Annotated in this window: 11 protein-coding genes and 1 CRISPR repeat array (1 of these 12 cut by a window edge); all 11 genes read left to right on the top strand. The window is 42.6% G+C overall.

All coding sequences use genetic code 11. The features are described from left to right. The first annotated feature begins 68 nt into the window (after positions 1 to 68). Positions 69 to 329, top strand: coding sequence for a stage V sporulation protein SpoVS (spoVS, locus tag MHB50_RS09670; RefSeq protein WP_077111665.1), 261 nt, complete (start codon positions 69 to 71; stop codon positions 327 to 329). A 222-nt stretch (positions 330 to 551) separates the two neighbouring features. After that, positions 552 to 803, top strand: a complete 252-nt coding sequence (locus MHB50_RS09665; protein ID WP_340085203.1) for a hypothetical protein — start codon at positions 552 to 554, stop codon at positions 801 to 803. A gap of 299 nt (positions 804 to 1102) precedes the next feature. Further along, positions 1103 to 2653, top strand: a complete 1551-nt coding sequence (gene miaB / locus MHB50_RS09660; RefSeq protein WP_077111663.1) for a tRNA (N6-isopentenyl adenosine(37)-C2)-methylthiotransferase MiaB — start codon at positions 1103 to 1105, stop codon at positions 2651 to 2653. After that, positions 2646 to 3074: a RicAFT regulatory complex protein RicA family protein gene (locus tag MHB50_RS09655; RefSeq protein ID WP_077111662.1), complete on the top strand. Its 429-nt coding sequence runs from the start codon at positions 2646 to 2648 to the stop codon at positions 3072 to 3074. The genes miaB and MHB50_RS09655 overlap by 8 nt, the downstream gene beginning before the upstream one ends. Positions 3075 to 3409: 335 nt before the next feature. Continuing rightward, positions 3410 to 3961 (top strand): outer spore coat protein CotE, encoded by a 552-nt coding sequence (cotE, locus tag MHB50_RS09650; protein WP_077111661.1) that lies wholly within the window; start codon positions 3410 to 3412, stop codon positions 3959 to 3961. A gap of 177 nt (positions 3962 to 4138) precedes the next feature. Then, positions 4139 to 6715, top strand: a complete 2577-nt coding sequence (gene mutS, locus MHB50_RS09645) for a DNA mismatch repair protein MutS (RefSeq protein ID WP_077111660.1) — start codon at positions 4139 to 4141, stop codon at positions 6713 to 6715. Positions 6716 to 6736: 21 nt separating this feature from the next. Beyond that, positions 6737 to 8605 (top strand): DNA mismatch repair endonuclease MutL, encoded by a 1869-nt coding sequence (mutL, locus tag MHB50_RS09640; RefSeq protein WP_077111830.1) that lies wholly within the window; start codon positions 6737 to 6739, stop codon positions 8603 to 8605. Positions 8606 to 8675: 70 nt separating this feature from the next. Next, positions 8676 to 8942 carry a hypothetical protein gene (locus MHB50_RS09635; protein ID WP_253191885.1) on the top strand — a complete coding sequence of 89 codons (267 nt, stop codon included), beginning with the start codon at positions 8676 to 8678 and terminating at the stop codon, positions 8940 to 8942. Between the two features lie 93 nt (positions 8943 to 9035). After that, positions 9036 to 10529: a glycerol kinase GlpK gene (gene glpK / locus MHB50_RS09630; protein ID WP_340085202.1), complete on the top strand. Its 1494-nt coding sequence runs from the start codon at positions 9036 to 9038 to the stop codon at positions 10527 to 10529. 78 nt (positions 10530 to 10607) lie between these two features. Further along, complete coding sequence (gene miaA / locus MHB50_RS09625; RefSeq protein WP_077111657.1) at positions 10608 to 11561, top strand: tRNA (adenosine(37)-N6)-dimethylallyltransferase MiaA; 954 nt, start codon at positions 10608 to 10610, stop codon at positions 11559 to 11561. A 27-nt stretch (positions 11562 to 11588) separates the two neighbouring features. Continuing rightward, a complete protein-coding gene (gene hfq, locus MHB50_RS09620; RefSeq protein ID WP_077111656.1) occupies positions 11589 to 11819 on the top strand; it encodes an RNA chaperone Hfq in 231 nt (76 codons plus the stop codon). A 1002-nt stretch (positions 11820 to 12821) separates the two neighbouring features. Then, positions 12822 to 13237: a CRISPR direct-repeat array (repeat unit 32 nt; unit sequence GTCGCACTCCATGTGAGTGCGTGGATTGAAAT); it runs 939 nt beyond the window's last position.

Below are 13237 nucleotides of genomic sequence, written 5' to 3'. Positions count from 1 at the left end.
GGAAAGGTCTACCGCGATTGCATTCACTCATGCGATCGATATGGGGAAATGACAAGGAGGAACAGTAGATGGAGATCTTAAAAGTTTCAGCAAAATCCAACCCAAATTCCGTGGCGGGCGCATTAGCGGGCGTTCTGCGCGAAAGAGGCGGCGCGGAGATTCAGGCAATTGGAGCGGGGGCATTAAATCAGGCAGTAAAAGCAGTTGCGATTGCAAGAGGATTTGTCGCCCCGGCGGGAGTAGATTTAATTTGTATTCCAGCGTTTACAGACATATTGATTGATGGGGAAGAACGGACGGCCATAAAGTTGATTGTGGAACCGAGATAATATAAATAAAACGTCCCATACAAGGCAATTTGAGCTGGCTTCACTTTTAGGGGAGCAGCTTTTTTTATTGACCAAATAACTAAATATTGGAATTCGGGCAGATGCCTGGGAAGAAAATAATCTTTTGTACAGTGCAAAAACCGCTTCATTTACGTATACATATAGTACAAGTATTTCGCAAACCATGACAAGGAACAAGAAGGCAAAAAGGAAGTGTGTAACATGTTTGAACTGTATAATGTTGCCATTGTTCCATTAATCGTCGGAATCGTGCAGTTGTTAAAAATATATGGGCTTCCAGCAAAATTTTCACCATTGGCAGCCATCCTTATAGGGCTCGTATTCGGTGTTTTTCTTCTGGCAGATAATATAAAAGAAGGCATCATTATTGGCCTGATGTTCGGACTCTCCGCAAGCGGCCTTTACAGTGGTGGCAAAAATTTAATGGAGAATGGGAACAGAGATTCAAAATAAGGGCTCTTCTATGAGCCTTTTTTTATTGGGTTGGAAATAAGAAAAGCTTATTCGGCGTGGTGAACTTGTATCCGGATAACTTGGCAGCCGCTTCGCTCGATTGTTTTTAAACGTCCTTGTTTTTTCGAAAAATGGCCAACAATCATAGCCTTCTGTTGTATTCATCCCCAAAAGAGATTATACTATTAGAATGTATGGATAAATAAGGGTTAACACTTACATTCGTGCTTGATACATTTTGATATAGAATATGCCATTCACATGGCACCTTGTCTTTAGTGATTAGAAAGGGGATTTTTATGAACGAAAAACAACGTTTGGAAAGCCAGCAAGCAAAGCAGCAAACGTCCTTCCAAAAACAAGAGAAGGATTACAGCCAATATTTCCAAACTGTCTATATGCCACCTTCCCTGAAAGATGCGAGAAAAAGAGGCAGGGAAGAAATTGAGTACCATAAAGACTTTGAAATTCCAGATGAGCTTCGCGAAATCGGACAGGGGAGAAAGTTTTACATCCGTACGTATGGATGCCAAATGAACGAACATGATACGGAAGTAATGGCTGGTATCTTTATGGAGCTAGGCTACCGCCATACGGAAACAATCGAAGATGCCGATGTCATTCTTTTAAACACTTGTGCTATTCGGGAAAATGCCGAAAACAAAGTGTTTGGTGAGCTGGGTCACTTAAAACCGTTGAAATTGGAAAAACCGGATCTTCTCATCGGGGTATGCGGCTGTATGTCCCAGGAGGAATCGGTAGTAAACCGAATTCTGCAAAAACACCATTTTGTGGACATGATCTTTGGAACTCATAATATTCACCGGCTTCCACAAATTTTAAACGAAGCGTATATGTCTAAGGAAATGGTTATTGAAGTCTGGTCCAAAGAAGGGGACATCATCGAAAACCTTCCTAAAGTGCGCATGGGCAATATTAAAGCTTGGGTTAACATTATGTATGGCTGTGATAAATTTTGCACGTATTGCATCGTTCCGTACACTCGCGGAAAAGAAAGAAGCCGGCGCCCCGAAGATATTATTCAGGAAGTCCGCCAGTTGGCGGCCCAAGGATATAAAGAAATTACGTTGCTTGGACAAAATGTCAATGCGTATGGCAAAGATTTCGATGATATGGAATATGGACTTGGAGATTTAATGGATGACCTCAGGAAAGTAGATATTCCAAGAATTCGCTTTACAACAAGTCATCCGCGTGATTTTGATGATCGGTTAATCGAGGTCTTGGCCAAAAAAGGAAACTTGGTTGAACATATTCATCTTCCTGTGCAATCTGGTTCCAGTGACATTTTAAAAATCATGGGCCGCGTTTATACACGTGAACAATTCCTGGAGCTTGTGAGAAAGATTAAAGCGGCTATACCAGATGTGGCGTTATCCACGGATATTATCGTTGGCTTCCCCAATGAAACAGATGAACAGTTCGAGGAAACATTGTCGCTGTATCGGGAAGTGGGCTTTGAGACTGCTTATACGTTCATTTATTCGCCGCGTGAAGGCACGCCGGCTGCCCGGATGAAAGATAATGTTTCGATGGAAGTAAAAAAAGAACGACTCCAGCGCCTAAATCAGCTCGTTAATGAGTTTTCCGCCAAAGCGATGAAAAAGTATGAAGGCCAGATTGTCGAAGTGCTTGTAGAAGGAGAAAGCAAAACAAACCCCGATATATTATCGGGTTATACAAGAAAAAATAAACTGGTAAACTTTAAAGGTCCTAAATCAGCGATCGGCCAACTGGTCCATGTAAAAATCAACGAAGCAAAAACATGGACGCTTGACGGAGTGATGGTTGAAGAAAGAGAAGCGGTTGAGGTGAATTGTAATGGCTAAATACACAAAAGACGATATCGTAAATCAAGCTCATGAATTGGCAAAGATGATTGCCGATACGGAGGAAGTTGATTTTTTCAAGCGGGCAGAGGCACAAATCAATGAAAACCAAAAGGTAAGAGAGATGATTGCCAGCATTAAAAGCTTACAGAAACAGGCAGTGAACTTCCAACATTACGGAAAAGAACGTGCATTGAAGCTTGTAGAAGAAAAAATTGAGAACTTGGAAAAAGAACTGGATGAGATTCCCATCGTTCAGGAATTTAAACAGTCGCAAACAGATGTCAATGATTTATTGCAGCTTGTTGCAACTGCCATCTCCAATAAGGTAACAGACGAAATTCTGGTCTCCACCGGCGGTGATCTGCTGACGGGAGAAACAGGATCAAAAATTAAAAACAGCACTTCCAGTTGCCAATAAGCGACCCGCCATTCTTCGGATGGCGGTTTTTCTTTTACAGTAAAACTTCTTGTCTCGAATGGCCGCATATTCGGGCTTGATTTAGCATTCACCGGGCTAGTAAGTTCCCCACACGAGGTCAGGGCAACTAGCAAGCAGTAAGGATCAAACATTTTATAAAATATGCTGTTGCAAGAAAGTGAGCCTCCAACAACACCCATATGTAAACAAAGACATATGATGTATTCACCAGGAAACCTGCCTATTTTAGGCGGGGATGCACGGTCAAAAATAAGCACATGAGTCTAGGCCGATGCATACGATGAAGTGATCATGAATGAGGAGGTTTCGCTCGAATGGCAGATCATAGAGAAATTATAACGAAAGCGGTCGTAGCGAAAGGACGTAAATATACACAGTCCAACCATACGATCTCACCGCCGTACCATCCTTCGAGCATACTGGGCTGTTGGGCTATCAATCATAAATATGAAGCGCGAAAGGTCGGAAATCAAGCAGAAATTTTCGGATCTTTTGATCTTAATATTTGGTATTCCCATCACGACAATACAAAAACATCAGTTGTCACGGAAAAAGTTGATTATAAAGACGTAATCAAGCTGAAATACCGTGATCCAGATTGTTTGGATGATAAAATCGTTTCAGTCAAAGTACTCCAACAGCCTAACTGTGTCGAAGCAACGATTTCAAAGAAAGGAAACAAAATATTGGTCAATGCGGAGAGAGAATTGCTTGTCGAAGTAATTGGCGAAACAAAAGTGTGTGTCGCAATCTACCCGGATAAATGCGCATGTGATGATGAAGAAGATGATTGGGTTGAGGAATTGGATGATGAAGATTTTGAAGAGATAGACACTGATTTTCTCTTAGCGAAAGAAGAAGATTAAAACATCCGGGACCCGCTCCCGGTTTTTTCTTGGCGTCTTTAAAGGGCTCTGTTAGAATTGAGTTTGGTAAATTTGCTGGATGCTATATTGTTATGTTTATTTTGGAAAAAAAAGACGTACAGATGTTATGATATAATCATGGATAAGCTTTTTGGAATAGAAAGGAAACTGGTATAAATGCGTCAGTATACACCGATGATACAACAATATTTACGGGTGAAGGCTGAATATAAGGATGCCTTTTTATTTTTTCGTCTGGGAGATTTTTATGAGTTGTTTTTTGAAGATGCGCTCAAGGCTTCTCAAGAACTGGAAATCACGTTAACAAGCAGGGACGGCGGATCAGAAGAAAGAATCCCCATGTGCGGGGTTCCGCATCATTCCGCCGCAGGTTATATTGAACAACTGATACAAAAGGGTTATAAAGTCGCCATTTGCGAACAAACTGAAGACCCCAAACATGCGAAAGGCGTTGTCAAAAGGGAAGTCGTCCAGCTCATTACTCCTGGAACGGTAATGGACGGCAGCAAATTGGCCGCCAAAGAAAATAACTTTATAGCGGCCATTAGTTGCATAGATGAACATACATATGGTATTGCCTATACCGATCTGTCGACCGGGGAGAGCAAAGTGAGCTTGCTCGAAGGCGATTGTGAGTTGTTGTTGGACGAGTTGTCCACTATTGGTGCCAAAGAGGTTGTGGCATGCCAAGAGGATGACGAACAGCTTTTGAAGAGAATCGAAGAACGAAGCAAAGCCGTCATATCATACGAACATCAATGCTCTTTTGAGGAAGAGTTTCATCCCATTCTCGTTCATATAACGGATAAAAAGATGCATGCCCCCGCATTGCGGCTGCTGCATTACTTAAAAAGAACCCAAAAACGCAGCTTAGATCACTTGCAGCCTTTTTCAATCTATGAAAATAGTCAATTTTTGAAGATAGATTATTATTCAAAACGCAATTTGGAATTAACCGAATCTATCAGGGGAAAAGGGGTGAAAGGCACTCTGCTTTGGCTGTTGGACGAAACGGCGACCGCGATGGGCGGGAGGCTGTTAAGACAATGGCTGGACAGGCCGCTCATCCAAAGAACAGCTATTGAAAAACGGCTCCATCTCGTCGATATATTCATGAAACATTATTTTGAACGGCTTGATCTGAATGAACTGTTAAAGAGTGTCTATGATCTGGAACGACTTGCCGGAAGGGTCGCCTTTGGAAACGCCAACGCCCGTGATTTGGTACAACTTAAAAAATCGCTGATGCAAATTCCGGCAATTCGAGAACTGTTAAACGGCATTGGGGACAAGGAAACCGTACGGCTTTCGGAACGTCTTGATCCTTGTGAAGAGTTGACTGACTTACTGGAAAGGTCGATTGTTGATCATCCACCCATTTCCGTAAAAGAAGGCGGAATGATCAAAGATGGCTACCATGAAGAACTTGACAAACTTCGGGATGCCAGCCGGAATGGGAAAGATTGGATTGCCGCCTTGGAAAAGGAAGAAAGGGAAAAGACGGGGATCAAATCATTGAAAGTGGGCTATAACCGTGTATTCGGGTATTACATCGAAGTAACGCGAGCCAATGTAAAATTTCTCGAGGAAGGGCGTTATGAACGCAAACAGACGCTTACAAATGCAGAACGGTTCATCACCCCCGAATTGAAGGAAAAGGAAGCGTTGATCCTTCAGGCAGATGAAAGGTCCATCGAACTGGAGTATGACATCTTTCTTGAGATCAGGCAGATTGTCAAAACGTATATTCCAAGGCTCCAGCAATCAGCGAAAATAATTAGTGAAATTGATGTATATCAAAGCTTTGCCACCGTAAGCGAAACCCGCCATTATACAAGGCCAAAGATCAGTGAAACCCGCAAGTTAATGATTGAAAATGGCAGACATCCGGTTGTGGAAAAAGTCATCGGTTCCCAAGGATATGTCCCAAACGGCTGTATAATGGATGAACAGTATGAGATGCTTTTAATCACCGGGCCCAATATGTCCGGTAAAAGCACCTACATGCGGCAAATCGCATTAACGGCCATCATGGCCCAAATCGGTTGCTTTGTTCCCGCAGAACAGGCGGAATTACCGATATTTGATCAAATATTTACAAGGATTGGGGCGGCAGATGATTTGATTTCCGGTCAGAGTACCTTCATGGTGGAAATGCTGGAAGCGAAAAATGCCATTTCAAACGCCACCAAAAACAGTTTGATTTTGTTTGACGAAATCGGCCGGGGGACATCCACATATGACGGCATGGCTCTTGCTCAAGCGATTATTGAGTATATTCATGAAAAAATCGGCGCGAAAACATTATTTTCTACCCACTATCATGAATTGACGGCCTTGGAGGAAAAGTTGCTTCATTTAAAAAACATTCATGTCAGTGCGGCGGAGCAAGAAGGAAAGCTCGTTTTTTTACATAAAGTGAAAGATGGTCCTGCCGACAAAAGTTACGGTATTCATGTTGCCGAACTGGCTGAGTTGCCCAAGGATTTGATTGAAAGGGCACAAGAAATCTTGGCGGAACTGGAAAGCGGGGAGATAGGACAAGCTAAACCTCGTGATCAAGCCCCGAATCAACTCAATGAACAGCTGGCCTTGTTTGAGAAACCTGAAACTGGCGTGAACAGCCGTGAGAAAAAGATTTTAAAAGAAATTGAAAATCTTAATCTATTGGAGATGAACCCCCTGCAAGCATTAAATACTTTATTCTCACTCCAAAAGAAAGTAAAGAAATGACAAAAAGGGGAGTTTATCATGATGCGTGAAATTATTGAATTAAACGAAGCGTTATCCAACAAAATTGCAGCCGGTGAAGTGGTGGAAAGACCTTCTTCCGTTGTCAAAGAATTGGTGGAAAACTCCCTGGATGCGGGCAGTACGGTCATTGAAATATCCATTAAAGAAGCGGGACTCAGTGAAATTCGGGTCATTGACAATGGAAAGGGAATCGGTGAGGAGGATGTCATCGCGGCGTTTAAAAGACATGCAACAAGCAAGATAAAAGATGAGCATGATTTGTTCCGCATTAGAACACTCGGTTTCCGAGGCGAGGCGCTTCCAAGTATCGCCTCGGTTTCCCGGGTGCAGATCATAACGGCCAGGGAAGGTGAAGATGGCTCAAAAGTTGTATTGGACGGCGGAAAAATCATTGCGCATGAGAAAGCCCCATCGAGAAAGGGTACGGATATTACCGTGTCAGACTTATTTTATAATACACCGGCCCGCCTGAAATACGTAAAGAGCCTTCATACCGAAATCGGACACATTACCGATGTCGTAAACCGGTTGGCATTATCCCATCCGGATGTATCCATCCGCCTCCAGCATAATGGCCGAATTCTCCTTCAGACGAACGGAAACGGAGATATTAGACAAGTATTGGCGGCGATTTACGGGAAAAATATCGCGAGAGACATGCTGCCCATTAGTGGCCGGTCGCTTGATTTTTCCATTGAAGGGTATATATCCAGACCCGAAATGACCCGCGCTTCCAGAAATTATATTTCTACGCTCATCAATGGCAGATTCATCAAAAATTATTCTCTTGTCAAAGCGATTCTGGAAGGTTACAAAACACTCCTTCCGATCGGACGTTTCCCCATTGCGCTTATTACGATTACGATGGACCCGCTGCTCGTTGATGTGAACGTTCACCCGGCAAAATTGGAGGTTCGGCTCAGTAAAGAAATGGAACTGAATGAACTGATTACTGAAACAGTCAAGCAAGCTTTCAAAAAGGAACAGCTCATTCCACACGGGACCGCCCCTTCCCGCTCAAGAGAGCAAAGCAGTGTCCAAACAACTCTGAAGTTGGAGCCATCAACTGAACCAAATACGTACCATTCGCAGAGCAGCCGAAAAAACACATTTTTCACTAGGGAAACATTGTTGCCTCCTGAAGAAATGAAAAAGCTGTATGAACCGATTGAACAGCCTGAGGAGGAGCCACTCTCGGTCCCCCATGAAACAGAGCAGCCAGGTGTCGAGGACGAAACCTTGTTGGAGGCGCCGTCACTTGAAAAAGAAGATAGTATGGAGCATGCCAGGATGCCGGCTCTTTACCCGATCGGGCAAATGCACGGAACGTATATTTTGGCCCAAAATGAAAACGGTCTTTATTTGATTGATCAACATGCCGCCCAGGAAAGAATCAAATATGAATACTTCCGCGAAAAGCTTGGCAAAGTGGAAAATGAATGGCAGCAGCTTCTCGTTCCGATCACCATGGAATTTTCGGGAGACGAGTATATAAAAATAATAGAATACAAGGAAGAGTTAATGAAAGTCGGTGTCCTCCTAGAGGAGTTCGGCATGAACAGCTTTATTATCCGCTCTCACCCTGCATGGTTTCCGAAAGGCCGGGAAAAAATGATCGTGGAAGAGATGATCCAACAGCTGTTGACGATGAAAAAAGTAGACGTGAAAAAACTGCGGGAAGAAGCAGCCATCATGATGAGCTGCAAGGCGGCCATTAAGGCGAACAGGCATTTGCGAAATGATGAAATCCAAGCGTTGCTAGACGAGCTCCGAAGGGCGGAAGATCCGTTTACTTGCCCGCATGGCAGACCGGTCATTATTCACTTTACAGTAACAGATTTAGAAAAGATGTTTAAAAGAATTATGTAACAAATCATTCACTTAATATAATGCTTTTTTAAGGAATGAACGTTATAATGAGTATATAGGATCTGTCGAGGTGATTTTAGTGACTCTTTATATGATCATTGCCGGTGTGATCGTCAGCATTGCCGCGCTTGTTGGGACGTTTCTCGTCGGCAGGGATGTTTCTCGGCAAATGAAGCAATATGAAGAACAAGGAGATACGCCTGAGGACGAGCTTGCCCGTTCTCTCGATTATGAAAAAACGTCTTTAAAAGTAAACATTAAGCGGTTGACGTGGATATATATAGTTTTAGGTCTTGTTGTTCTATTTGTATCCATCGGTATAGCTTACTACGGCTAATCAAGCATCTTTACGATGCTTGTTTATTTTTTCACTGTTCTATCGTTTCTATTGTTATAATATATTCAATATTGGAAATATGGGAGGGGTTTGATGGAACAATATATTTTGGCGATCGACCAGGGGACGACCAGTACCAGGGCGATCTTATTTAACCATAACGGAGAAACAGTTAACATATCCCAAAGAGAATTCACTCAATATTTTCCCAGCCCCGGATGGGTGGAGCATGATGCAATTGAAATATGGGGTTCTGTATTGGCCGTCATTGCCGCATGCTTGACCGAAGTTGGTGTAAAGCCGTCTCAAGTAGCCGGAATTGGCATTTCAAATCAGCGGGAAACAGCCGTTGTATGGGATAAAGATACAGGGCAGCCGATCTATCACGCAATCGTATGGCAATCCCGGCAAACCGAAGGGATATGCAATGCCTTGAAGGAACAGAACTTGGAAGAAACATTTCGAAAAAAAACGGGGCTATTGATCGACCCCTATTTTTCAGGGACTAAGGTGAAATGGATTCTTGACAATGTCGAAGGAGCGCGGGAAAAGGCAAAAGCCGGAAAGCTTTTATTCGGCACAATCGATACATGGCTTATTTGGAAGCTGTCCGGTGGAGCGGTTCATGTAACAGACTTTTCCAATGCTTCACGCACATTGATGTATAATATCCATACGCTTGAATGGGACCAAGAGTTGTTGGATATTCTTGGCATTTCGCGATCCATGTTGCCTGAAGTGAGGCCCTCTTCGGAAGTATACGCAAAAACGGTTCCGGAACATTTTTTTGATCAGGAAATACCGATCGCTAGTGCTGCTGGAGATCAGCAGGCCGCATTGTTTGGCCAAGCTTGCTTTGAAAAAGGGATGGCTAAAAATACATATGGAACCGGATGCTTTATGTTAATGAATACAGGTGAAAAACCTGTTACTTCCAAGCACGGACTTCTTACGACCATCGCGTGGAGGGTGGGAGGGAAGCTGGAGTACGCTTTGGAAGGAAGCATATTCGTAGCCGGGTCTGCGATCCAATGGTTAAGGGACGGTTTGCAGATCATCAAAGACACTCCTTCCAGTGAAACTTACGCATCGAAAGTCGAATCGACCGATGGTGTCTATGTTGTTCCCGCTTTTGTGGGTTTGGGGACACCGTATTGGGATAGTGATGTGAGGGGGGCGGTGTTTGGCTTGACGAGAGGCACGACAAAAGAGCATTTTATCCGCGCGACCCTGGAGTCGCTCGCCTATCAAACGAAGGATGTTCTATTGTCGATGGAAGCGGATTCGGGTATTTCGCTTAAAAAGCTGCGAGTAGACGGAGGGGCAGTGAGAAACAACTTCTTAATGCAATTTCAAAGTGATCTGCTGCGTGTGGCTGTTGAAAGGCCAAAGATCAATGAAACGACAGCACTTGGAACAGCTTATCTGGCGGGACTTGCAGTTGGCTTTTGGAAAGATCAAGAAGAAATTGGTAAAAGATGGGCTTTAGATGAAAAATTCCATCCGGAAATGGCGGAAGAGCGGGCCGACAGATTATATGCCGGTTGGCAGACGGCGGTTCGGGCTGCCATGGCTTTTAAACCTTGACGAGCTTTAAACATTTTCTTTTGAATACTTTTTTTGGTAAGATAACACATAAGCAATTAGTGAAAGCAGTGAATTCCATTGAAGGAGAAAAAAAAGCTCATCGTCATTGTCGGTCCGACAGCCGTAGGAAAAACAGATACGAGCATTACAGTGGCAAAATGTTTTAACGGAGAAGTTATTAGCGGTGATTCCATGCAAGTGTATAAAGGGATGGATATTGGTACTGCCAAAATTCAACCCGATGAAATGATGGGAATTCCACATCACTTATTGGACATCAAGGAACCGGATGAGCCGTTTTCAGTCGCCGAGTTTCAAACAGTGGTCAGAAAAAAAATCAATGATATTACCGCCCGCGGCGCCGTTCCCATTATTGTCGGCGGGACAGGGCTTTATATCGCTTCGGTTTTATACGACTACAAATTTACCGATGAAGCGCCTGACACCGAATACCGCAGAGCCTTGGAAAAAAGAGCTTCAGAAGGAAAAACAGATGAACTATATCAGGAGTTGGCCGCGGTGGATCCGGAAACAGCGAGCAGTATTCATCCTCACAATGTAAAAAGGGTTATTCGCGCTTTGGAAATCTACCGCTTAACCGGAACAAAAATGAGCGAAAAACCGAAAGCAACATTGGCTGAGCCGCTTTATGACACAGCTTTAATCGGACTTACAATGGATCGCAGCAAATTGTATGAGCGCATTAACAATCGTGTAGACATCATGATGAAAATGGGCTTTCTTCAAGAAGCCAAATATTTTTATGATCAAGGCCTACGTAATGTCCAGTCTGTTCAGGCCATCGGCTATAAAGAACTTTTTGAGTACTTTGATGGGAAGCTGTCTCTGGAGGAAGCAGTTCGACTGCTGAAAAAAAACACAAGGAGATACGCGAAACGCCAGCTCACCTGGTTTCGTAATAAAATGGATGTTACATGGTTTGATATGACGAATGAAAGGGAACACTTGAATACGATTAATGAGATTGTTCAATTTATTGCAGGAAAGCTGCAATTAAAATCGAATACATAAGTATAGAGAAAAAGAGGAGGTCTTCCGATGAAGCAACCGATCAACATTCAAGATCAATTTTTAAATCAACTGCGTAAAGAAGGAATCCCTGTAACAGTGTTCTTATTAAACGGATTTCAACTGCGTGGGCAAGTAAGAGGCTTTGATAACTTTACCGTACTATTTGAAACTGAAGGCAAACAGCAGCTTGTCTTTAAACATGCCATCTCAACTTTTTCGCCCCAACGCAACGTGCAAATTAATTTTGAAGAAGAATAAAGTGAGAATTTAACGAGTGGGGATTGCCGAGAGCATTATTGGGCAATCCCCATATTATGAGGAAACATTCTATGAAGTGCTAGGCAGTATCGTCTCTAAAAGAGCAAGTGCTCTTTGATCTGGTATGTGATCCAAAGTTGAACTCCTAATTGCCACTATTCTCACAAATGAATTGGGGAACTCCTTTTTCAAGAAACGAGCAACTAAAACAGTAATGGAACATTTTACTATTCATTCAGATGAATGGATGGCGTTCTTACCTTAATCTTTAAAAGATGTCGTAACTTTCACTCTCCTTAAAGAATGGAAGGAATAACAAACAGCAGAAATAACGGCACCTCACTAACACATTGATCTATCAGCGTAGGAAGTGGATATGTCTTTAACAATATCAGCTCATCTATTGCATGACTACTAATTTTCATCTTAATGAATAATCGTATTGCACCGATCCAGAATCAATTTGAACCTCTCTTTCTACAATTCTTCATTCTTTCGTTTATTCCAAAGCAAAGTAACCGAGTAGTTTGAAACCATGCCGGCAAGTGGACTGGGGACAATTCATCGTCGATTGGAATGATAAGCAGATCATACTATTTTGCAATAAAACAAGTGAAACAACTTTAATAAAACGTTCTTCTTCAACTGAATGCGACGATTAAAATTGTTAATGCGGGAAATGTAGAGAAACACCGGTCAACTTACATGAGAGCTGGATTGTGAACAGAATTAAAAAAGGATTGAATTTTTGATTCTGGGACTAATGGAAGAATTGGAAATTTTTTTAATTAAAAAGAGCAGCATCCGTTCGTATAATATAACGTAAACTTTGGTGCGAACCCCAAGCGAACATAAAATCTCTAGGGGACCCGCACCAAAAAAAAACAGTATGATACGAAAATATATGGTAAAATTGAAAAGAAGATAGCAAAACACCTCCCAAAAACAGGTTATCCTACTAGATTTTGGGAGCAATTTTCCTTTTATTAGGAAATTTTCGCTGTCGCACTCCATGTGAGTGCGTGGATTGAAATCTCCTATTAATAATGAGATTGTACCACATGTCAGTCGCACTCCATGTGAGTGCGTGGATTGAAATAAAGTTTTATAGCGAGAATCCAAGGGTGGAAATGTCGCACTCCATGTGAGTGCGTGGATTGAAATTAAAAAAGCAGTCATTCCCTTTGTATTACCATTTAAGTCGCACTCCATGTGAGTGCGTGGATTGAAATCTATGTCGCTTAGCATGCATGACGCTCAATTTTTGTCGCACTCCATGTGAGTGCGTGGATTGAAATTTACCTTCTTCGTCCTTTACCTTTTCTTTATTTTGTCGCACTCCATGTGAGTGCGTGGATTGAAATCCGAAGCATGTGGAAATTTGCTTTCTTGAGCCCTCGTCGCACTCCATGTGAGTG

It is taken from the genome of Siminovitchia sp. FSL H7-0308 (genome assembly GCF_037980985.1).
GTDB lineage: Bacteria > Bacillota > Bacilli > Bacillales > Bacillaceae_C > Siminovitchia > Siminovitchia thermophila.
The sequence above is the reverse complement of the archived record's forward strand: the minus strand, read 5'-3'. Positions and strand labels throughout refer to the sequence as shown.